This is a genomic window from Pseudolabrys sp. (genome assembly GCF_050250095.1).
In the GTDB taxonomy this organism is placed as follows: domain Bacteria; phylum Pseudomonadota; class Alphaproteobacteria; order Rhizobiales; family Xanthobacteraceae; genus Pseudolabrys.
Genome location: NZ_JBFWPH010000005.1, coordinates 60,733 through 82,765 on the forward strand (window position 1 = coordinate 60,733; position 22,033 = coordinate 82,765).

20 protein-coding genes are annotated in these 22,033 nt (G+C 64.6%); 15 read left to right on the plus strand and 5 right to left on the minus strand.

The window, feature by feature from the left end:
• Positions 1-15 precede the first annotated feature (15 nt).
• Positions 16-1,026 (minus strand): hypothetical protein, encoded by a 1,011-nt coding sequence (locus tag AB7F10_RS15805; protein WP_428562792.1) that lies wholly within the window; start codon positions 1,024-1,026, stop codon positions 16-18.
• Positions 1,023-3,965, minus strand: coding sequence for an excinuclease ABC subunit UvrA (gene uvrA / locus AB7F10_RS15810; RefSeq protein WP_428562790.1), 2,943 nt, complete (start codon positions 3,963-3,965; stop codon positions 1,023-1,025). Before uvrA ends, AB7F10_RS15805 begins: the two co-directional genes overlap by 4 nt.
• A gap of 419 nt (positions 3,966-4,384) precedes the next feature.
• Here uvrA and AB7F10_RS15815 point away from each other — a divergent pair, with 419 nt between their 5' ends.
• Positions 4,385-5,608: a sulfite oxidase gene (locus AB7F10_RS15815; protein ID WP_428562788.1), complete on the plus strand. Its 1,224-nt coding sequence runs from the start codon at positions 4,385-4,387 to the stop codon at positions 5,606-5,608.
• Between the two features lie 83 nt (positions 5,609-5,691).
• Positions 5,692-6,048 (plus strand): c-type cytochrome, encoded by a 357-nt coding sequence (locus AB7F10_RS15820; RefSeq protein ID WP_428562786.1) that lies wholly within the window; start codon positions 5,692-5,694, stop codon positions 6,046-6,048.
• 119 nt (positions 6,049-6,167) lie between these two features.
• On the opposite strand, the gene AB7F10_RS15825 is transcribed toward AB7F10_RS15820, so the two are convergent.
• Entirely contained in the window at positions 6,168-6,818 is a 651-nt protein-coding gene (locus AB7F10_RS15825) for an outer membrane protein (RefSeq protein WP_428562783.1), read from the minus strand.
• A 295-nt stretch (positions 6,819-7,113) separates the two neighbouring features.
• On the opposite strand from AB7F10_RS15825, the gene AB7F10_RS15830 reads away from it, so the two are divergent.
• The 4 genes from AB7F10_RS15830 to ligD (AB7F10_RS15845) all read left to right on the plus strand — a co-directional run bounded on the left by AB7F10_RS15830 (position 7,114) and on the right by ligD (AB7F10_RS15845) (position 10,859).
• The gene (locus tag AB7F10_RS15830; RefSeq protein ID WP_428562781.1) at positions 7,114-8,034 is read left to right on the plus strand and encodes a Ku protein; all 921 of its coding nucleotides are present in this window, start codon (positions 7,114-7,116) and stop codon (positions 8,032-8,034) included.
• 15 nt (positions 8,035-8,049) lie between these two features.
• On the plus strand, positions 8,050-8,796 hold the full coding sequence (locus tag AB7F10_RS15835; protein ID WP_428562779.1) for a DNA polymerase ligase N-terminal domain-containing protein: 747 nt from the start codon (positions 8,050-8,052) through the stop codon (positions 8,794-8,796).
• Entirely contained in the window at positions 8,793-9,782 is a 990-nt protein-coding gene (gene ligD / locus AB7F10_RS15840; protein WP_428562777.1) for a non-homologous end-joining DNA ligase, read from the plus strand. Before AB7F10_RS15835 ends, ligD (AB7F10_RS15840) begins: the two co-directional genes overlap by 4 nt.
• A gap of 90 nt (positions 9,783-9,872) precedes the next feature.
• Positions 9,873-10,859: a non-homologous end-joining DNA ligase gene (ligD, locus tag AB7F10_RS15845; protein WP_428562775.1), complete on the plus strand. Its 987-nt coding sequence runs from the start codon at positions 9,873-9,875 to the stop codon at positions 10,857-10,859.
• Between the two features lie 93 nt (positions 10,860-10,952).
• Here ligD (AB7F10_RS15845) and AB7F10_RS15850 read toward each other — a convergent pair whose 3' ends face one another.
• The gene (locus AB7F10_RS15850; RefSeq protein WP_428562773.1) at positions 10,953-11,633 is read right to left on the minus strand and encodes an outer membrane protein; all 681 of its coding nucleotides are present in this window, start codon (positions 11,631-11,633) and stop codon (positions 10,953-10,955) included.
• 362 nt (positions 11,634-11,995) lie between these two features.
• On the opposite strand from AB7F10_RS15850, the gene AB7F10_RS15855 reads away from it, so the two are divergent.
• Both AB7F10_RS15855 and AB7F10_RS15860 read left to right on the plus strand, forming a co-directional pair.
• On the plus strand, positions 11,996-12,490 hold the full coding sequence (locus AB7F10_RS15855; RefSeq protein WP_428562771.1) for a single-stranded DNA-binding protein: 495 nt from the start codon (positions 11,996-11,998) through the stop codon (positions 12,488-12,490).
• Between the two features lie 25 nt (positions 12,491-12,515).
• Entirely contained in the window at positions 12,516-13,190 is a 675-nt protein-coding gene (locus tag AB7F10_RS15860) for an ATP-binding protein (protein WP_428562769.1), read from the plus strand.
• Between the two features lie 52 nt (positions 13,191-13,242).
• On the opposite strand, the gene AB7F10_RS15865 is transcribed toward AB7F10_RS15860, so the two are convergent.
• Positions 13,243-13,863: a MarC family protein gene (locus AB7F10_RS15865; RefSeq protein WP_428562990.1), complete on the minus strand. Its 621-nt coding sequence runs from the start codon at positions 13,861-13,863 to the stop codon at positions 13,243-13,245.
• A 208-nt stretch (positions 13,864-14,071) separates the two neighbouring features.
• Here AB7F10_RS15865 and AB7F10_RS15870 point away from each other — a divergent pair, with 208 nt between their 5' ends.
• The 7 genes from AB7F10_RS15870 to AB7F10_RS15900 all read left to right on the plus strand — a co-directional run bounded on the left by AB7F10_RS15870 (position 14,072) and on the right by AB7F10_RS15900 (position 22,029).
• Entirely contained in the window at positions 14,072-14,827 is a 756-nt protein-coding gene (locus AB7F10_RS15870; protein WP_428562767.1) for an ABC transporter ATP-binding protein, read from the plus strand.
• Entirely contained in the window at positions 14,820-15,539 is a 720-nt protein-coding gene (locus tag AB7F10_RS15875) for an ABC transporter ATP-binding protein (protein WP_428562765.1), read from the plus strand. Before AB7F10_RS15870 ends, AB7F10_RS15875 begins: the two co-directional genes overlap by 8 nt.
• A gap of 56 nt (positions 15,540-15,595) precedes the next feature.
• Positions 15,596-16,807: an ABC transporter substrate-binding protein gene (locus AB7F10_RS15880; RefSeq protein ID WP_428562763.1), complete on the plus strand. Its 1,212-nt coding sequence runs from the start codon at positions 15,596-15,598 to the stop codon at positions 16,805-16,807.
• A gap of 77 nt (positions 16,808-16,884) precedes the next feature.
• Positions 16,885-17,772: a branched-chain amino acid ABC transporter permease gene (locus tag AB7F10_RS15885; RefSeq protein ID WP_428562761.1), complete on the plus strand. Its 888-nt coding sequence runs from the start codon at positions 16,885-16,887 to the stop codon at positions 17,770-17,772.
• Positions 17,773-17,821: 49 nt separating this feature from the next.
• Positions 17,822-18,757 carry a branched-chain amino acid ABC transporter permease gene (locus tag AB7F10_RS15890; RefSeq protein WP_428562988.1) on the plus strand — a complete coding sequence of 312 codons (936 nt, stop codon included), beginning with the start codon at positions 17,822-17,824 and terminating at the stop codon, positions 18,755-18,757.
• Between the two features lie 169 nt (positions 18,758-18,926).
• Positions 18,927-21,638, plus strand: a complete 2,712-nt coding sequence (gene gyrA, locus AB7F10_RS15895; protein ID WP_428562759.1) for a DNA gyrase subunit A — start codon at positions 18,927-18,929, stop codon at positions 21,636-21,638.
• A gap of 37 nt (positions 21,639-21,675) precedes the next feature.
• Positions 21,676-22,029: a GFA family protein gene (locus tag AB7F10_RS15900; RefSeq protein WP_428562758.1), complete on the plus strand. Its 354-nt coding sequence runs from the start codon at positions 21,676-21,678 to the stop codon at positions 22,027-22,029.
• Positions 22,030-22,033: the final 4 nt, after the last annotated feature.

Consider the following 22,033-nt stretch of genomic DNA (forward strand, 5'->3'; position numbering starts at 1 on the left):
CGGCTTTTCGGGCAGCTACAAGCCAAGCTCGGCGTTGCTCAGGTTGCGAATCTCAAAGCTTGAAATTGCCTCCAGCGGGTTGATTGGCTCTCCCCAAATAGCTTGTCGTTCATTCAAATCTTTCAGCCAAAAAGATCGAAGGGTATCATCGCTTTCATATACATGCCGAAGTGTATCACTAATAGCAATTTTGGTGAGGCAGCATCTGGCGACGTGTTCTGCGATGTGAGCCCATTTATATATCTGGGCGCGATCTTCTCTTGTTTTCGAACTTACATTGAGGTGGTCGTTTAGATGCTCTATTGCGTTTCGCGCTTCGTATATCTCTTTCATTAGTGAATGATGTCTCGGGCCGATGAACAATTCAGTTCGGCTCTTAAATTGTCTTGTTGTGTCGCCCGCATTAGGAAGAATTAAACCTTCGATACAGCGCGCATACTGATGGAGTCGGTCGAGAATGTCTGGCGTCATCCGAGCCGTGAAGTAGATATTCAATATTCGTCGAAGTCGCTTAAAGCGACTCGACCCGTCCCAAACCTTTGCGATGCATTTGGATATCGTGAATGCTCTCTCGAGAAAGGGCAGATCAATTGTATCCCAACTGATTGCGGAAAATTGAATAGGCGTCTCGATCTCTTGGAGTTGCCGAATTGAAAGTTCATCGCGGTCTTTCCCGCCAGTAATCAAAAGGGGTTTCTCATAGCAATGTAATCGACCCGCCAATAGAAGCCCGAAGTGAAAATTGATTACCGTATTCTTGAGTGACTCGCTCTCTTGATCGAGGAGGTTTGAGGTGTCGGACGCCTTCTTCGCGAAGACAAGAAAATTCGATTCTTCAAAATGTTCGGTCCGAATACTCCCCATCCACTCACGCCAATGCTGATCAAATTCGACTGGGTTCTTCGTTTCTATCCAAATGTTCGGTGAGAAAAAATGATGCTGAAATCGTGACGCAATGTCCGCCTTGTAGGCGGCTAACGCATATTTTTCGTTATCTACGATTTTTAGGTTAGGCGACGACATCACTCCGCCGCCTTCTGACCCTTCTTCTTCGGACCCGCCGCCTTGCGGCCGAGAACAGGCGCCAGAAACAGCCCCGTGTAAGACCTTTTCACCTTCACCACGTCCTCCGGCGTGCCGGCCGCGACGATCTCGCCGCCGCCGTCGCCGCCTTCCGGCCCTAGGTCGATCACCCAGTCGGCGGTCTTGATGACCTCCAGATTGTGCTCGATGACGACGACCGTGTTGCCGCCGGCGACCAGCTCGTGCAGCACTTCGAGCAACTTGGCGACGTCGTGGAAATGCAGTCCGGTGGTCGGCTCGTCGAGGATATAGAGCGTGCGCCCCGTGGAGCGCTTCGACAGTTCCTTGGCGAGCTTGACGCGCTGCGCCTCGCCGCCCGACAGCGTGGTGGCCTGCTGGCCGACATGGATGTAGTCGAGGCCGACGCGGTGCAGCAGCGCCAGCACGTCGCGCACGCGGGGAACGGCCTTGAAGAACTCCAGCGCTTCCTCGACCGTCATGTCGAGCACGTCGGCGATGGTCTTGCCCTTGAAGGTGACGTCGAGCGTCTCGCGGTTGTAGCGCTTGCCCTTGCAGACGTCGCAGGTGACGTAGACGTCGGGCAGGAAGTGCATCTCGATCTTGATGACGCCGTCGCCCTGGCAGGCCTCGCAGCGGCCGCCCTTGACGTTGAAGGAGAAGCGGCCCGGCTCGTAGCCGCGCGCTTTCGCCTCGGGCAGCTGCGCGAACCACTCGCGGATCGGCGTGAAGGCGCCGGTATAGGTCGCCGGGTTGGAGCGCGGCGTGCGGCCGATCGGCGACTGGTCGATGTCGATGATCTTGTCGATGTGCTCCAGCCCCTCGATGCGGTCGTGCGGGGCAGGCGCGAGCGACGCCCCGTTGAGCTTGCGGGCGACCGCGGCATAGAGCGTGTCGATCAGCAGCGTCGACTTTCCGCCGCCGGAGACGCCGGTGATGCAGGTGAAGGTGCCGAGCGGGATCTCCGCCGTGACGTTTTTCAGGTTGTTGCCGCGCGCGTTGACGACCTTGATCTGGCGGCGGGTGTTGATGGCGCGGCGCTCCGGCACCGGGACGGACAATTCGCCGGAGAGATATTTGCCGGTCCATGACGCCGGCGCGTCGATCAGGTCGTCGACGCCGCCCTGCGCGATGATGTTGCCGCCGTGGATGCCGGCGCCGGGGCCGATGTCGAGCACATGGTCGGCGGTGCGGATCGCGTCCTCGTCGTGCTCGACCACGATCACGGTGTTGCCGAGGTCGCGCAGCCGCTTGAGGGTTTCCAGGAGCCGCGCATTGTCGCGCTGGTGCAGGCCGATCGAGGGTTCGTCGAGCACATAGAGCACGCCGGTCAGGCCCGAGCCGATCTGCGAGGCGAGGCGAATGCGCTGGCTCTCGCCGCCGGACAGCGTGCCGGAGGCGCGGCTGAGCGTCAGATAGTCGAGGCCGACGTCGATCAGGAAGCGCAGCCGCTCGCGGATTTCCTTGAGCACACGGCCGGCGATCTCGTTCTGCTTCTTGTTCAAGTCCTTCGGCAGCGTCTCGAACCAGTCGGCGGCCTTCTTGACGGACAGCTCCGCGACTTCGGAGATGGTCTTGGCCGCGATCTTGACGCAGAGCGCCTCGGGCTTGAGCCGCGCGCCGTGGCAGGCCGAGCAGGGCACCTCGGAGAAATACTTGGCGAGGTCCTCGCGCGCCCAGTCGCTTTCCGTCTCGCGGAAGCGGCGCTCGAGGTTCGGGATCACGCCCTCGAACGGTTTCTTGGTGGTGTAGCCGCGCAACCCGTCGTCATAGACGAACTTGATGGCGTCGTCGCCGGAGCCATAGAGGATGGCGTCCTGCGTTTTCTTCGGCAGGTCCTTCCATTTCTTGTCGAGCGTGAACTTGTAGTGCTTGCCGAGCGCCTCGAGCGTCTGGGTGTAATAGGGCGAGGTCGATTTCGCCCAAGGCGCGATGGCGCCCTTGCGCAAGGTCGCGTCGCGGTCGGGGATCACCAGTTCGGCGTCGATGTGCTGCTCCTGGCCCAGACCGCCGCAGGCCGGGCAGGCGCCGAATGGGTTGTTGAACGAGAACAGCCGTGGCTCGATTTCCGGAATGGTGAAGCCGGACACCGGACAGGCGAATTTCTCCGAGAAGGTGAGACGTTCGTGGGTGGCGTTGCGGCCGCGATTGGCGGTCGCGCCGGTGGCGGCGACGTCGGCCAGTTCGACGATGGCGAGGCCTTCCGCGAGCTTGAGACTTTGCTCCAGCGAGTCCGCGAGCCGCGTCGCGATGTCGCCCCGCACCACCAGGCGGTCGACCACCACGTCGATGTCATGGGTGAACTTCTTGTCGAGCGCGGGCACCTCCGCGATCTCGTAGAACTTGCCGTCGACCTTGACGCGCTGGTAGCCCTTCTTGAGGAAGTCGGCGAGTTCCTTTTTGTATTCGCCCTTGCGGCCGCGCACGACCGGGGCCAGCACATAGATGCGGGTGCTCTCCGGCAGCGCCAGCACGCGGTCGACCATCTGGCTGACGGTCTGGCTCTCGATCGGCAGCCCGGTCGCCGGCGAATAGGGAATGCCGACGCGCGCCCACAACAGGCGCATGTAGTCGTAGATCTCCGTGACGGTGCCGACGGTGGAGCGCGGGTTGCGCGAGGTGGTCTTCTGCTCGATCGAGATGGCGGGCGACAGGCCGTCGATCTGGTCGACATCCGGCTTCTGCATCATCTCGAGGAACTGCCGCGCATAGGCCGACAGCGATTCGACGTAGCGGCGCTGGCCCTCCGCATAGATGGTGTCGAAGGCGAGCGACGACTTGCCGGACCCGGACAGGCCGGTGAACACCACGAACTGGTCGCGGGGGATCGCGACGTCGACGTTCTTGAGATTGTGCTCCCTGGCCCCCCGGATGGTGATGTTGCGGGCGTCGGGGCGGGGGGACTTCGGGGTACGGTCGGGCATGGTTCTTATGGGGATTGCTGGGGGCCGCCGCGGCGGCACCCGGAACGTAATAAGAACGATGGCGTTTCGCCAGTCCCGGCGCGGCCGCTGCGGTTGAAAACCGCAAATAAATTCGCGGCTCCGCGCGCCATCCGGGCAGCGGGCGGCCAAAGGCGCGCGGCCTGCGGCGTCATGGACCGGGCGGCGTTCGTATTCAGCTTGTTCTAACTGATGCCGCTGACTAGCCTCGACCCGCCGGGAACGGGTGCGATTGGCGGCGGCCTCGCCGCCATCCGGTCCCGGCACAGCGGTGTTGTCGATGGGCGGCGCGTTCTTCGATGGAAGAGCCGGTCCGTCAGAGCCGTTCGAGCCGGCGTCTGGCCGGGTCACTGAAGGATGCGCCGGCGCCACGCCGGCGATGGACCAAGGGAGGATGAGACATGCTCAATCGTTCCGACAAGACATCCGAGGCGACGACGGCGGTATCGCGCCGCCATTTCATCGTCGCAGGCGCCGGCGCTGCCGGTGTGATCGCGGCCAATCCCGAATTCGCGGTTGGCGCTCCGGCGCTCGCGCAGGACGCCAAGGCGCTGCCGGACTACGTCGCGTGGAAAAATGCCAATGCGATGATCGTGCACTCCAAGAACACCATGGAGACCAAGCGCGAGGCCTTCGGCGCCGGCGTCATCACGCCGGCCGATCAGCTCTATGTGCGCAACAACATCGCAGCGCCCGGCAACGACATCGTCGCCGACCGCAATGCCTGGAACCTCTCGATCGAAGGCGTCAAGAACCCGCGCACGATGAAGCTCAGCGAGCTGAAGGGTCTCGGCGTCGATACCGTCGCCATGGTGCTGCAATGCTCGGGCAACGGCCGCGGATTCTTCTCGCACAAGGCGAGCGGCTCGCCATGGAAAGTCGGCGCCGCTGGCAATGTGATCTGGAGCGGCGTGCCGGTACGCGCGGTGGTGGCGGCCTGCGGCGGCCTCGCCGACGGCGCCAAGTTCATCACCGGCACCGGCGGCGAGACGATCCCGCAGGGCCTCGATCCCAAGAAGGTGATGGTGGAGCGTTCGGTGCCGATCGCGGCGCTGGATCACGCCATGCTCGCCTGGGAGATGAACGGCGCGGATCTGTCGCTTGCGCATGGCGGGCCGCTGCGGCTGGTGGTGCCCGGCTATTACGGCGTCAACAACGTCAAATACATCAAGCGTCTCGCGTTCACCGCGGCGGAGAGCGACGCCAACATCCAGACGACCGGCTATCGCGTGCGTCCGGTCGGGCAGAAGGGCGCGCCGAGCCAGCCGTCGATGTGGCAGATGACGGTGAAGTCCTGGGTCACCCATCCGCTGAAGGACAACGCCAAGGGGCCGACGCAAATCTACGGCGTGGCGTTCGGCGGCGACAATCCTGTGAAGGGCGTCGAGGTCTCGACCGACGGCGGCAAGAGCTGGAAGGCGGCGAAGCTGATCGGCCCCGATCTCGGCCCGTTCGCCTGGCGTGTGTTCGTGCTGTCGGCCGACTTGCAGCCCGGCAGCTACAGCATCGCCAGCCGCGCCACCGACTCGAAAGGCAATGTGCAACCGGAAGACTTCGAGCCGAACGAGCGCGCCTACGGCCACAACGGCTGGAAGGCGCATGCGGTGTCGGTCACCGTGGTCTGAGGCGCGATTGACAAGCAGGCCCCGCCGATGCCGGCGGGGCCTTGCCGTCGCGGTCCGCGCGAAAGCATTTCAAAAGAAATCCCATGACGATACCGAACGGCCCGCGGTGGGCGCTCTATCCGTTGCGTCTCATCCCGTCGCTTGCCGTCCTGTGGCTGGCGGCGACCGTCGCCGCACAGGCCGCCGAACCGGACAAGGCGCTCGGCGAGAAGGTGTTCAACGAACTGTCCGAGCCGCAATGCAAGCTCTGCCACACGCTGGCCGCAGCCGGCGCCGAAGGCGAGGTCGGTCCCAATCTCGACGAGCTGAAGCCGACCGAGGAGAAGATCAGGCTCGCGGTCGAGCGCGGCGTCGGCAACATGCCGCCGTTCGGCGAGGTTCTGAGCAAGGAACAGGTCGACGCGGTGGTGCGCTACGTCGCCGACGCGATCAAGCGATAGCGCGGCCGAGCCGCCGAGAGTTGCGGGCATGACACTGTTGCCGCAACGGGAACCCCGCGCGAAAAGCAAAAGGGCCGGCGCGAGGCCGGCCCTTTCGATCGTTTGAACGTCCGATCCGCTTAGAAGCGGTAGTTCAGGCCCGCGCGGACGACGCTGAAGTTGTAGTCGCCCGTCACCGGAACGCCGGCGAGGGTCAGCGTGGTGTCGCCAGCATCGACATAGAGGTATTCGAGCTTGGCGCTCCAGCGGTTCCAGAAGGCGTATTCGAGGCCGGCGCCGAGCGTCCAACCGGTGCTCCAATCCTTGTCGGAGATGGTGGTGACGCCGTTCGTCAGGCTCAGCTCGGTCCGGGTGAAGGCAACGCCGCCCGTGCCGTAGATCATGGCGCGATCCCAGGCGTAGCCGATGCGGCCACGAATGGTGCCGAAGCCGTTGATCTTGCCGGTCGCAGTGATGCCGGCAGCGGTCGCCGAGGCATCCATGTCGGTCGCCTGAATGTCGGCTTCGAGGCCGAACACCCACGGGCTACCAACGCCCTGCCAGTTGTAGCCGATCTGGGCGCCGCCGAGGAAACCGTCGGCATTGCCGAAATCGGCGTCGGCCCAGCCGTAGCCGGCGTTCAGACCGAGATAGAGGCCGGTCCAGTTGAACATGGCCGGCGGCGCATAAGCCGGGGCCTTATGAACGGCGCGCGGCAGATCGGCAGCCGACGCGGCGGTCGCCAGACCGATCGACACGATCGCGGCGCTGAGTACAGTGAGAAGTCGCATGAAAACCCCCGGATGGTCACAAACTTGATGATGGCTCGCGGGGCCCGCGAGCACTTGAGATAACGTTAGGGCATTGCGTTGGTTCCGGCTGTAGTTTTTGCGCCACGGTGAGCGCTAAACCATTGCAAATGTTCGGTAAAAGTGACCCGCCGGTGTCTCTTTTGCGGCAGCAATGTGGCAGTGCCGCAATTTGCATGGCGGCGGCACAAGGAACCTAATCGGATGCCCGGCGATTTCCACAGCGCAGCCGCAGGGCTTTGTCTTTGCGATACCCCTGAACCAGTGGAGTAAACCGATGGCCACGCGCCCGTACTGGACCGGTCAGATTCGCCTGTCGCTGGTGTCGATTGCGGTTCAGATCATTCCGGCCACCAAAACGGCGGCCAAGATCTCCTTCCATCAGGTGCACAAACCGAGCGGATCGCGCATCCGCTACGAGAAGGTCGTGCCCGGCGTCGGCGCGGTGGACCGCGACGAGATCGTCAAGGGCTACGAGGTCAGCGACGGCAAATATGTGCTGCTCGAGGACAAGGACTTCGACAAGATCAAGCTCGAGGCGAAGAAGACGATCGACCTCACGCAGTTCGTCGATGCCGGGGACATCGACCAGCTTTATTTCGACCGTCCGTTTTATGTGCTGCCTGACGACGACGAGGACGGCGAAGCCTATGTCGTGCTGCGCGACGCCCTGAAGAAAACCAAGAAGGTCGGCATCGGCCAGATCGTCATCCGCGGCAAGGGCTCGCTGGTCGCCATCAAGGCCTGCGGCAAGGGCCTGATGATGGAAACGCTACGTTACGCCGATGAGGTGCGCAAAGCCGAGTCGACGTTCCGCGACGTCCCGAAGACGAAACCCGACGCGGAAATGATCGAACTCGCGGAAGACATCATTGGCCGCAAGTCGAAGGCGTTCGATCCCGCCGCCTTCCACGACAAGTATGAAGACGCGCTACACGAGCTGATCGAGGCCAAGCAGAAGCATCGCCAGGTTCGCCAGATCGAGGAGCCGCAGCCGAGCGCCAAGATCATCGACCTGATGGACGCGCTGCGAAAGAGCGCCAAAGGCGGCGGCAAGAGCGGCGCCAACGACAACGCCAAATCCGGCGCGAAGCCGAAGACCGCCAAGGCAAGCCGGACGAAACGCGCGGTGAAAAGAAGTTCGGGCAAATCGAAACGCAAGAAGGCCGCCGGCAAGTCCCGCCGGAAAGCCGCATAACCGCAGGCATCCCGCATGGCGCGCGACCGGCTCAAACATTACCGGCAGAAACGCGATTTCAGCCGGACCGCGGAGCCGGCGGGCGAAAGCCGCCGCGCGCGGCCGGCGCACGCGAAAGCACTACGGTACGTCATCCAGAAGCACGCGGCGCGCGCGCTGCATTACGACTTCCGGCTCGAGCACGACGGCGTGTTGCTGAGCTGGGCGGTGCCGAAAGGGCCGAGCGAAAATCCCGCCGACAAGCGGCTGGCGGTGCAGGTCGAGGATCATCCGCTCGACTACGGCAATTTCGAAGGCACGATCCCCGCCGGCGAATATGGCGGCGGCACGGTGATGCTGTGGGACCGCGGCCGCTGGCTGGCGGCGGACGACGTCGACGAGGCGCTGCGCAAGGGCAAGCTGGTCTTCGCGCTGGACGGCGAACGGCTCAAGGGGCTTTGGGCGCTGGTGCGCCTGCGTCCGCGCAATAACGAGCGCGGTGGCGAACGGCGCAAGAACTGGCTGCTCATCAAGGAGAAGGACGACTACGTCCGCACCGGCAAGCTCGTCACCGCACGCGAGACGACCAGCGTGAAGACCGGACGCAGCATGGACGAGATTGCGACCGGACATTCGCGGGTGTGGCACAGCGACAAGACAGCAGCCGGCAAGGCCGCGGCGGCGACGAAGACCGCCAGGAAGAAGACAACGGCAGGAAAGACCACCCGCCGCGCGCGCAAGAAACGGCCGGGCAAGACACGGCCAGGCAAGAAACGGCGATGACGCGCGACGCGGACGATCTGCCATCCTTCGTCAAACCGCAGCTTGCGACTCTGGTCGATGCGGCGCCCGAGGGCGATGACTGGATCTATGAGACCAAGTTCGACGGGTATCGCGCGCTGGCCAGCATCGGCGACGGCCGTGTCCGGATCTGGACCCGCAGCGGCCTCGACTGGACGGAGAAATTCGCCTCGCTCGTCGCGCCGCTCGGCAGGTTGCCGTGCCGGTCGGCATTACTCGACGGCGAGATCACGGTGAGAGCGCATGGCCGCACCGATTTCGGCGCGTTGCAGAATGCGCTGTCGGCCGGAAAGGGCAGGCTCACCTATTACGTCTTCGATCTGCTGCAGCTGAACGGCGAAGACCTGACGCGCGAGCCGCTGCGCGACCGCAAGGCGCTGCTCAAGGCGCTGCTGTCGAAAGGAAAGAAGAGTCCCGCGCTGATCTATTCGGCGCATCGTTCGGGCGCCGGCGCGGCGGCGTTCCGCAACGCCTGCAAGCGCGGCCTCGAAGGCATCATCGCCAAGCGCGCCGGCGATCCTTACCGCTCGGCGCGCACTTTGAGCTGGCTCAAGGTCAAATGCGGCCTCGAACAGGAGTTCGTGGTGATCGGCTGGGAGCCGTCGGACAAGAAAGGCAGGCCGTTCTCGTCGATCCTGCTCGCGGTGCGCGAGAAGGGAAAACTGCGCTACAGCGGCCGGGTCGGCACCGGCTTTTCCGCGGCGCGGCTCGACGACCTCGCGGCGTTGTTCGCGCGCCATGCGCGGGACCGCGCGCCGGTGCCGGACGTCCCGCGGGCGATCGCGCGGACGGCGCGGTTTGTCGCGCCGGTGCTGGTGGCGGAAATCGCGTTTCGCGGCTGGACGGCGGACGGGCTGGTGCGGCAGGGCAGCTTCAAGGGACTGCGCGGCGACAAGCCGGCCCGCGCGGTGGTGCGGGAAAGGCCGAAAGCGACCGCACAGGCGACACGGCGCGAGACGAAGCGATAACGGAACCTGTGCTGCGCCGACGGACCATTTTTCCGTGTTTTGCCGTCTTTGTATGATGTGATCCGGCCTGCCGGCAGCGTGAGGATGCGAATGGCGAAAAAGACAGCCGTCAAACGCCGCAAGACCGCGAAGCGCGCCAAGCGTGTCACCAGACGTGGCGTGACGAAGCGTGGCGCGATCAAGCGCGCGGTGGCGGCGCACGCCGCCGCCGAAGACGACTTCGCCGGCGTGCGGGTGACGCATCCCGACCGCGTGCTGTTTCCGGGGCAGGGTGTCACCAAGCGCGAGCTGATCGAGTACTACCTCGCGGTGGCGGACCGCATGCTGCCGCATGTCGCCGGGCGGCCGCTGGCGCTGGTGCGCTGCCCGCGCGGCAGCGAGGGCGAATGTTTCTTCCAGAAACACGCCAATCCCGGCTGGCCGGACGCCTTCAAGCATGTCCGCATTCGCGAGAAATCCGGCGCCGAGCAGTACCTCTATATCGAAGACGAGCGCGGTCTTGTCGCCGCGGTGCAGATGGGTGTGCTGGAGCTGCACCTGTGGGGCTCGCGGGCCGACCGGGTCGAGGAGCCGGACCGGCTGGTGTTCGACCTCGATCCCGACGAGGATTTGCCGTTCGCAGCCGTTGTTAAAGCATCACTTCAGTTAAAGGGAATGCTGGAAGAGATTGATTTAACGAGTTTTTCGATGTCAACCGGCGGCAAGGGCATCCATGTGATCGTGCCGCTTTCGCGCGGTCACTCCTGGGACGCACACCGCGAATTCGCCGAGGCGATGGCCAGGCATCTGGCCGCGCAGGAGCCGGATCGCTTCGTCGCGACGATGTCGAAGGCGAAACGGCGGGGCAAAATCTTCATCGACTATCTGCGCAACACGCGCGGCGCCTCGGCGATCGCGCCTTATTCGACGCGGGCGCGGCCCGGCGCGCATGTGGCCTTTCCGGTGTCGTGGCCGGCGGTGAGCAAGCTGAAGGACGCGCAGCCGGCGGCGGTGAGCGACGCGGCGGCGAAGGTGGCGCGGATGAAGGAGCCGTGGCCCGGCTATTTCAAATTGCGTCAGAAGCTGCCGACGCTGTAGCTGCGAACGCTGCGCACAAAAAAAAGAGGCCGGCGCGAGGCCGGCCTCAATCCTGTCATCCGGCGCGCCGCATCAGCCGCCGGACGTCATGTGTCAGAACCGATAGTTCAGGCCGACGCGAACGATGTTCATCTTGATGTCGACATCGGTGTCGGTGGTGCAGACGCCGGACGAGCAGGTGGCGCTGCCGAGATCGGCGTAGAGGTATTCGAGCTTGGCCGACCAGTTGCCCATGAAGGCGTATTCGACGCCGAGACCGACGGTCCAGCCGAACTGGGTGTTGGAGTCGCTCGCGCCCGTCGCGGTGGTCAGCTTGGCATTGGCGAAGGCGCCGCCGCCGGTGATGTAGGGCATCCAGCGATCCCAGGCATAGCCGATGCGGCCGCGGACGGTGCCAAACCAATCGCTCTTGGTTTCGCAGCCCGGAGCGGCGGCGCAGATGCCGGTGCCGGTGGCGGTGTCCTTGATCCAGGCGGCGTCGAAGTCGCCTTCAAGGCCCCAGACCCACGCGCCGGTCTGATAGTTGAAGCCGACGGTGCCGCCGAGCAGGCCGCCCTTCGGCTTGGTGCTCGCGGAGCCGGACGTGCCGCTCCAGTCGGCATCGCCCCAAGCGTAGCCGCCATTGAGACCGATGTAGAAGCCGGTCCAGCTAAAGAGCGGCGCGACATAGACCGGCGCCTTGTAAGCGGGGCGCGGCAGGTCGGCGGCGAACGACGGGCTTGCCATCGCGAGCGCCAGACCGGCGGCGGCCGCCAGTTGGTAGAAACGCTTCATGTGAGTGACCTCCTGATGGTTTTTCGGCCGAAAACGCACACTGGAGGCGTGTCTATATCTTGTGGATGATTCGAGCTGTGACCGGAAAGCCACATTGACATCCAAAGTTTTGATCTAAGTGCTTGATTACTTTATCTGATTCGTATAGAACAAACAAAGAACCAATTGAGATATGGTTAACAAAATGAATCCGGGCGGAAATTCCATCGTGGAAAAGCGCCGGCAGGCGGCCCGGGCAGGCGCGGCGAGACTAGGGTGACGCCGGGTCCAGCCGGGCCCCGCGGACGATGGCGGCACAGGCAAGTGATCCGACGCCGGGACACACCATATCGGTACGCAAAGACACAACATCGGAGAGCATCATGGCTGGTAGCGTGAACAAAGTGATCCTGATCGGCAATCTCGGCGCGGACCCGGAAATCCGCCGCACCCAGGACGGCCGTCCCGTCGCCAATCTGCGCGTCGCGACATCGGAAAGCTGGCGCGACAAGAACACCGGCGAGCGCCGCGAGAAGACCGAATGGCATCGCGTCGTGATCTTCAACGAAGGCCTGTGCAAGATCGTCGAGCAGTATCTGAAGAAGGGCTCGAAGATTTATCTCGAGGGCGCGCTGCAGACGCGCAAATGGACCGACAAGGACGGCAACGAGAAGTACACCACCGAAGTGGTGCTGCAGGGCTTCAACTCCTCGCTGACCATGCTCGACGGCCGCGGTGGCGGCGGCAGTTCGTCCTCCGACAGCGGCGATGATTTCGGCGCGTCGGGCTCCGGCATGGGCGGCGGTGGTGGCGGACGCCGGCAGCCGGCGATGGCCGGCGGCAAGCGCGATGACATGGACGACGAGATTCCGTTCTGACCCGTCCGACGGCGATCCATGACTCATGACCGCTGCGATCTCCTGGAGCGGCGGCAAGGACGGCTGGCTCGCGCTGCTGCGCGCGCGGGCGGCGGGCCTCGACGTGCGCTACGCCCTCACGATGCTCGACGACAGCGGCGCGCGGTCGCGCTCGCATGCGCTGCCGCCCGATCTTCTCGCGCGGCAGGCCGGCGCGCTCGGCCTCGAACCCGTCACCGCGCGGGCGTCATGGCAGACCTATGAAGCCGGTCTGATCGCCGCGCTGCGCGATCTCGCGGGGCGCGGCGTCACCGCCGTGGTATTCGGCGACATCGACATCGCCGACCACCGCGCCTTCGAGGAGAAAGTCTGCGCCGCGGCGGGACTGACCGCGGTGCTGCCGCTGTGGCGGCAGGACCGGATCGCGCTGGTCGCGGAGATGTTCGCGCGCGGCCTCGAGGCCATCGTGGTGACGACCGACGACCGTTTCCTCGATGCGCGTTATTGCGGCCAGCGCTTCGATCGCGCGTTTGTCGCCGACCTGCCGGCGGGCGTCGATGCCTGCGGCGAGAACGGCGAGTTCCATACTTTCGTCACCGGCGGCGAGGGCTTTGCCGCGTCGCTGCCGGTCATGCAGGCGCCGAGCTACGCGCATGCCGTGAATGCTGCCGGCGCGCCGGCCGGCTATCATGTTACGCCGCTGCGCATCGAAGCCACCTGAGCGCGCAGGCGCGACCGGAACCTGTGTGATATTGGTTTAGCTCGAAAATGCTCTAGCCCATCACCGCGCGCACGCCATCAACGACGAACTGCACGGCGAGCGCGGCGAGCAGCACGCCAAGCAGGCGCGACAGCACCGTGTTGGCGGTGATGCCGAGCCATTTGCTGATTTTCGCCGCACCGGCAAAGACGGCAAGGCAGGCGAGGATCACGATCGCCACCACGGCGAGCAGGATCGCAAGATGCGCCACGCCGTCGCCGCGTCCGGCGAGCAGGACGGTCGCGGTAATGGCGCCGGGCCCGGCCATCAGCGGAATGGCCAGCGGGAAGGCGGCGATGTTGCGGACATGCTCGTCGATCGCCTGTTCGGCGGTCGTGGTCTGACGCGCGGTGCGCACGCCGAACACCATCTCCGACGCGATCGAAAACAGCAGCAGCCCGCCGGCGATGCGGAACGCGGGCAGCGTGATCGACAGCGTGCGCAGGAGCCAGTCGCCGATCAGCGCGCTGCCGGCCAGGATCGCCGCCGCGATCAGACAGGCGCGCAGCGCCACCTGACGCCGCGACCGCTCCGGCAGCCCGTGGGTGACGGCGAGGAAGGTCGGCACCAGGCCGAGCGGATCGACCACGACGGCGAGCGTGACCAGCGCCGCGACGGCAAATTCAATCAGCATGGGATCGGCGTGGATCACCGCATTCTCCGTTCCCCTTCATCGCCGCCCCTTGGGTCCGGCCCCGTCAGGGTAGCAGGGAACCGCAGGGAGGAGGGTTTCATGCTGTGCGCCGGTTGCGCCGAAAGCAGCAGACCGTGCGGCTTTTTTTGTCTGGACGCCTCCGCGAAAACATGGCGAAAATGGCATCTGTGGGGAGATACTTGTTATTATGAGTGAGGATGTCGTTCTCGCGACCGAAGATCTGACAAAGGAATTCGCAGGTTTTGTCGCGGTCAACGGTGTGAATCTGCAGGTCAGGCGCGGCACGATCCACGCGTTGATTGGCCCCAACGGGGCCGGCAAGACCACCTGTTTCAATCTTCTGACCAAGTTCCTGGCGCCGAGCCGGGGACGCATCGTTTTCAACGGTCAGGACATCACCGCGCTGGCGCCGGCCGATGTCGCAAGGCTCGGCATCGTGCGCTCGTTCCAGATATCGGCGGTGTTTCCGCATCTGACGGTGCTGGAGAACGTGCGGATCGCGCTGCAGCGCCAGCGCGGCACCTCGTTCGATTTCTGGCGCTCGCGCCGCGTGCTCGATACCTTCAACGACCGTGCGATGGAACTGATCGCCGACGTCGGCTTGAGCGACTTTGCCGGCGTCGCAGCGGTCGAACTGCCATACGGCCGCAAGCGGGCGCTCGAAATCGCGACCACGCTGGCGCTCGACCCGGAGATGCTGCTGCTCGACGAGCCGACGGCCGGTATGGGCCACGAGGATATCGACCGCATCGCCGCGCTCATCAAGCGCGTGTCGGCCGACCGCACCGTGCTGATGGTCGAGCACAATCTCGACGTGGTGTCCGACCTTTCCGACACCATCACCGTGCTGACGCGCGGCTCGGTGCTCGCCGAAGGCAATTACGACACGGTGTCGAACAACCCGGACGTGCGCGAAGCCTATATGGGGGTCGGCCATGCTTGACCCGCAGCGCAACGCCTTGCTCGCGGTCGAGAAGCTCGAAGCGTGGTACGGCGAGTCGCACATTCTCCACGGCGTCGACCTCGAGGTGTTTCCCGGCGAGGTGGTGACGCTGCTCGGCCGCAACGGCGCCGGCAAGACGACGACGCTGAAGTCCGTGATGGGCATCGTCGGCCATCGCACCGGCTCGGTGCGTTTCGAAGGGCAGGAGACGATCCGTCTGCCCTCGAACGCCATCGCGCGCGCCGGCATCGCGCTGTGCCCGGAAGAACGCGGCATCTTTGCGAGCCTCGACGTGCAGGAGAACCTGCTGCTGCCGCCGGAGGTGAAGCCGGGCGGCCTCACGCTCGACCAGATCTTCGAACTGTTCCCGAATTTGCGCGAGCGGCTCGGCTCCAGCCAGGGCACCAAACTGTCGGGCGGCGAGCAGCAAATGCTCGCGATCGGCCGCATCCTGCGCACCGGCGCGCGGCTGCTGCTGCTCGACGAGCCGACCGAAGGGCTTGCGCCGGTCATCATCCAGCAGATCGGCAAGACCATTCGCGCATTGAAGGAAAAGGGCTTTACGATCCTGCTGGTCGAGCAGAATTTCCGTTTTGCCTCGACCGTGGCCGACCGCTACTACATCATGGAGCACGGCAAGGTCGTGCACCGGTTCGCCAACGCGGAACTCGACGCCAATCTCGGCACGCTGCACGAGTATCTCGGGGTGTGACCGCGATTTCGTTCAAGTCGACAAGCACGTCATAACAAGAAGGAGGAGTACGCATCATGATGAAACGTCTGTTGGGCTACACCGCGCTCGCCGTCGCACTGTCGTGCGGCACCGCGCTGGCGCAGACCACGGTGAAGATCGGCGTGTTGAGCGACATGTCGGGCCTCTATGCCGACCTCGGCGGAGCGGGCTCGACGGCCGCCGCCAAGCTCGCGGCCGACGACTTCATGAAGACCCACAAGGACATCAAGGTCGAGTTCGTCACCGGCGACCACCAGAACAAGCCGGACGTCGGCTCGCAGATCGCCAACCAGTGGTTCGATCGCGAAGGCGTCGACATGATCGTCGACGTGCCGAACTCGGGCGTCGCGCTCGCGGTATCGGGCGTCGCGGCGAGCAAGAACAAGGTGTTCATCGGCTCGGGGCCTGCGTCCTCGGACCTGACCGGGGCGAAGTGCAACGCCAACACGGTGCACTGGACCTATGACACCTGGATGCTGGCGAACGGCACCGGCAAGGCGATCGTGAAGACCGGCGGCGACACCTGGTTCTTCCTGACCTCGGACTACGCCTTCGGTCACGCGCTCGAGCGCGATACCGCGGCGGTGGTCGAGAAGAACGGCGGCAAGGTGGTCGGCAAGGTGCGCCACCCGCTCAACACCAGCGACTTCTCCTCGTTCCTCCTGCAGGCGCAGGCGTCGAAGGCCAAGGTCATCGGCCTTGCCAATGCAGGCGGCGACACTATCAACTCGATCAAGCAGGCGGCCGAATTCGGCATCGTGAAGGGCGGACAGAGCCTCGCGGGTCTTCTGGTCTTCTCGACCGACGTCGCCTCGCTGGGTCTGCCGGTTGCGCAGGGCCTCGTCCTGACCGGCACCTGGTACTGGGACCAGACCGACGCCAACCGCGCCTGGACCAAGCGCTGGCAGGCCGAACGCAACGCCTCGGGCAAGATCCCGACGATGGTTCAGGCCGGCGTCTATGCCGGCACGCTGCACTACCTGAAGGCCGTCGCCGCGCTCAAGAGCGCGAAGGACGGCAAGGCGGTCGTCGCCGAAATGAAGAAGCTGCCGACCGACGATCCGCTGTTCGGCAAGGGCACCATCCGCGCCGACGGCCGCAAGCTGCACAACGCCTATCTGTACGAAGTGAAGAAGCCCTCGGAGTCGAAGGGCCCCGGCGACTTCTACAAGGTGCGCGCCACCATCCCGGCCGACGAAGCCTTCCGTCCGCTCAAGGACGGCGGCTGCTCGCTGGTCAAGGGTTGATGCAATCGTGACAACCGGGAGCGGGCGGCGACGCCCGCTCCCTGCTTGCGCGGCGAGATCTTGCGCGGAGAGAGAGCGTGTTCGAGATTTTCGGCATCCCATCGCAGGCGCTGTTCGGGCAGTTGTTGATCGGCCTGATCAACGGCTCGTTCTATGCTCTGCTCAGTCTCGGCCTTGCCGTCATCTTCGGCATGCTCAACATCATCAATTTCGCCCACGGCGCCCAGTACATGCTCGGCGCCTTCACGGCGTTTTTCCTGCTGCAATATGCCGGCCTCAATTACTGGTTCGCGCTGATCGTCGCGCCGATCGTGATCGGCTTCGTCGGCGTCGTCATCGAGCGGCTGTTCCTGCAGTGGCTCTACAAGCTCGACCATCTTTACGGGCTGCTGCTGACCTTCGGCCTCGCGCTCATCATCGAAGGCACGTTCCGCAACTTCTTCGGCTCGTCGGGCCTGCCGTACCGGGTGCCGGACGCGCTGCAGGGCGGGCGGAACCTCGGCTTCATGTTCCTGCCGAATTACCGGGCCTGGGTGGTGGCGTTCTCGCTCGTCATCTGTCTCGGCACTTGGTTCCTGATCGAGCGCACCAAGCTCGGCTCTTATTTGCGCGCGGCGACGGAAAACCCGACGCTGGTGCGCGCCTTCGGCATCAACGTGCCGCGCATGATCACGCTGACCTACGGCTTCGGCGTCGGCCTCGCCGCGCTCGCCGGCGTGATGGCGGCGCCGATCTACAACGTGTCGCCGCAGATGGGCGCCGAGCTCATCATCGTGGTGTTCGCGGTCGTCGTGATCGGCGGCATGGGCTCGATCATGGGCGCGATCGTGACCGGCTTCGGCCTCGGCGTGATCGAGGGGCTGACCAAGGTGTTCTTCCCGGAAGCCTCGAACACCGTCATCTTCGTCATCATGGCGATCGTGTTGCTGGTCCGCCCGGCCGGCCTGTTCGGACGGAGAGCCTGAGATGGCCGTAAACACCATGTCCGGCGCGGCGGCCTCGGGCGGCGGCGTGATGCGCACCGAAATGCACAGGAGCGAGATCGTCGCGTTTCTCGCGATGCTTGCCGTCTTCATCGTCGCGCCGTTTTTCGTCTACCCGCTGTTTCTGATGCAGGTGCTCTGCTTCGCGATCTTCGCCTGCGCCTTCAACCTGCTGATCGGCTATGTCGGCCTGCTGTCGTTCGGCCACGCGCTCTATTTCGGCTGGGCGAGTTACGTCAGCGCGCACGTCGCAAAGGAGTGGGGGCTGCCGCCGGAAGTCGCGATCCTGTCCGGCACCGCGGCGGCGGCGGGGCTCGGCCTCATCGCCGGCGCCATCGCGATCCGCCGGCAGGGCATATATTTCGCGATGATCACGCTGGCGCTGGCGCAGATGATGTTCTTCTTCGCGCTGCAGGCGCCGTTCACGCATGGCGAGGACGGCATCCAGGGCGTGCCGCGCGGCGTGCTGTTCGGCCTGTTCGACCTGAAGAACCAGGCAACGATGTATGTCTTCGTGCTGGTCGTCTTCCTGCTGTGCTTCGCGCTGATCTACCGGATCATCCATTCGCCGTTCGGCGAGGTGATCAAGGCGATCCGCGAGAACGAGCCGCGCGCGATCTCGCTCGGCTACAAGACCGACCGCTACAAGCTGATGACCTTCGTGCTCTCGGCGGCGCTGACCGGCGTCGCCGGCTCCACCAAGGCGATCGTGTTCCAGCTCGCCTCGCTGACCGACGTGCACTGGGCGATGTCGGGCGAGGTGGTGCTGATGACGCTGATCGGCGGGCTCGGCACGATCTTCGGCCCCGTGGTCGGCGCCTTCGTCATCATCGCGATGCAGACCTATCTGTCCGGCCTCGAGCAGTGGGTGACGGTGATCCAGGGCGCGATCTTCGTCGCCTGCGTGATGCTGTTCCGCCGCGGCGTGGTCGGCGAAATCGCCAATTTCCTGCGCATCAAGCTTTAAGGGCGGACCGCCCGCAAGGCGGCCGGGCCGCCCGATTTTGGCCGCAAAAACCGGGCGCAACGCCTTGATTCGGCAAAGGAAAATGCCGGGAACAGCGCGCGGTTTTGCGTGGCTTTGACCGCCTGAATCAGTTACAAAACCGGACCGTTTTTTATCCGGAACAACTCTCTTGTCCGACACCGACAACCCGAAAACGGGGGACGGCAACCCCTCCGACGTGCGGCCCATCTCGATCACCGACGAGATGAAGCGCAGCTATCTCGATTACGCGATGAGCGTGATCGTGTCGCGCGCCTTGCCCGACGCACGCGACGGGCTGAAGCCGGTGCACCGGCGCATTCTCTACTCGATGAACGAGCAGGGCCACACGCCCGACAAGAAATACGTCAAGTCGGCGCGCATCGTCGGCGACGTGATGGGTAAATATCACCCGCACGGCGACCAGGCGATCTACGACTCGCTCGTGCGCATGGCGCAGGACTTCTCGATGCGCCTGCCGCTGATCGACGGGCAGGGCAATTTCGGCTCGGTCGACGGCGATCCGCCCGCGGCGATGCGCTACACGGAGTCGCGGCTCGCCAAGCCCGCGCTCGCGCTGCTCGAGGACATCGACAAGGACACCGTCGATTTCCACGACAACTACGACAACACCGAGCGCGAGCCCTCTGTGCTGCCGGCGCGGTTTCCGAACCTGCTGGTCAACGGCGCGGGTGGCATTGCGGTCGGCATGGCGACCAATATTCCGCCGCATAACCTTGGCGAGATCGTCGACGCTTGCGTCGCGCTGATCGACAACCCGGCGATCACCATCGACGAGCTGATCCAGATCGTGCCGGGCCCGGACTTCCCGACCGGCGGCATCATTCTCGGCCGCGAGGGCATCCATTCCGCCTATCGCAGCGGGCGCGGCTCCATCGTGATGCGCGGCAAGGTCGAGACCGAGACCGTGCGCAAGGAACGCGAAGCCTTCATCATCACGGAAATCCCGTATCAGGTGAACAAGGCGGCGATGGTCGAGCGCATTGCCGAGCTGGTGCGCGAGAAGAAGATCGACGGCGTTGCGGATCTGCGAGACGAGTCCGACCGCGACGGCTATCGCGTCGTCATCGAGCTGAAGCGCGAGGCGGTGCCCGACGTGGTGCTGAACCAGCTCTATCGCTTCACGCCGCTGCAGACGAGCTTCGGCGCCAACATGGTGGCGCTCGATGGCGGCCGCCCGCTGGTGATGAACCTCAAGGACATGCTGACGAGCTTCGTCGCGTTCCGCGAGGAGGTGATCTCCCGGCGTACCAAGTTCCTGCTCGGCAAGGCGCGCGACCGCGCGCATGTGTTGGTCGGCCTCGCCATCGCGGTCGCCAATATCGACGAGATCATCAAGCTGATCCGCGGCTCGAAAGACGCCAATGCCGCGCGCGAGGCCCTGATGGGCCGCGACTGGCCGGCCAAGGACATGGCGGCGATGGTGACGCTGATCGACGATCCGCGCCACAAGCTGTCCGAGGACGGCACCATTCGCCTGTCGGCGGAACAGGCCAAGGCCATTCTCGACCTGCGCCTGCAGCGGCTGACCGCGCTCGGCCGCGACGAGATCAAGGACGAGCTGGACAAGCTCGCCGCCGAAATCTCCGACTATCTCGACATCCTGCGCTCGCGCGCGCGCATCCAGTCCATCATCAAGACCGAGCTGACGCAGGTGAAGACCGACTTCGCCACGCCGCGCCGGACCGTCATCGCGGAAGCGACCGGCGTGGTCGAGGAGGAAGACCTCATCACCCGCGAGGAGATGGTCGTCACCGTCTCGCACCAGGGCTACATCAAGCGCGTGCCGCTTTCGACCTACCGGGCGCAGCGCCGCGGCGGCAAGGGCCGTTCCGGCATGCAGACGCGCGAGGAGGATTTCGTGGCGCGGCTGTTCGTCGCCTCGACGCATGCGCCGGTGCTGTATTTCTCCTCGCTCGGCAAGGTCTACAAGCAGAAGGTCTGGCGGTTGCCGATTGCGGCGCCGCAGGCGCGCGGCAAGGCGCTGATCAACATCCTGCCGCTGCAGCAGGGCGAGATCATCTCGACCATCATGCCGTTGCCGGAGGACGAGTCGAGCTGGGCCAATCTCGACGTGATGTTCGCGACGACCAGCGGCACCGTTCGCCGCAACAAGCTGTCCGACTTCGCCGATGTGCGCCCCTCCGGCATCATCGCGATGAAGCTGGAAGACGGCGAGTCGATCGTCAACGTGCAGATCTGCGACGAGAAGAACGACGTGCTGCTCACCGCGTCGGGCGGCCAGTGCATCCGCTTCCCGGTCACCGACGTGCGCGTGTTCCAGGGGCGCACCTCGCGCGGCGTGCGCGGCATCGACCTGAAGAAGGACGACGCTGTGATCTCGATGACGATCCTCGGCCATGCCGATGCGACGTCGGACGAGCGCGTCGCCTATCTCAAGCGCGCCAATGCGGTGCGCCGCGGCAACGAGCCGGAAGAGACGCCGGCCGATGCCGAGGAGGCGGCCGGCGCCATCGAACTCGGCGAGAAGCGTTACGTCGAAATGTCGGCGGCCGAGCAGTTCGTGCTGACGATTTCCGAAAAGGGCTACGGCAAGCGTACCTCGTCCTACGAATACCGGACCACGGGGCGCGGCGGCAAAGGCATCGTCGCGATGAACGTGACGGCGCGAAACGGCAAGCTGGTCGCTTCGTTCCCGGTCGAGGAGGCCGACCAGATCATGCTGGTGACCGACGGCGGCAAGCTGATCCGCACCGCGGTCGACGGCATCCGCATCGCCGGACGCTCGACGCAGGGCGTGATTGTGTTCTCGACCGCCGAGGACGAGAGGGTCGTCTCGGTCGAGCATCTGAAGGACGACGACGGCGGCGGCGGAGAATAGCGCTGCCGCGTTCCGGTTTGTAATGATGGGTGCGACGATGCGGAAAACCTATCACGGCGGATGCCAGTGCGGCGCGGTGCGCTATGACGTCACCCTCGAGCTTGGCGAGGTCATCTCGTGCAACTGTTCGCGCTGCGGCAGGCTCGGCTCGCTGCTCGCCTTCGCACCGGCGCAGGATTTCAAGCTGACTGCCGGCGACAAGGCGACCACAGAATATCTGTTCAACAAGCATGCCATCCATCACCTGTTCTGTTCGACCTGCGGCATCCAGTCGTTTGCGCGCGGGAACATGCCGGACGGCAGCGAAACGATGGCGATCAATGTCCGCTGCCTCGACGATGTCGATGTCGGCAGCCTGACGGTGAAGGCTGTCAACGGACGCAGCTACTAGGACA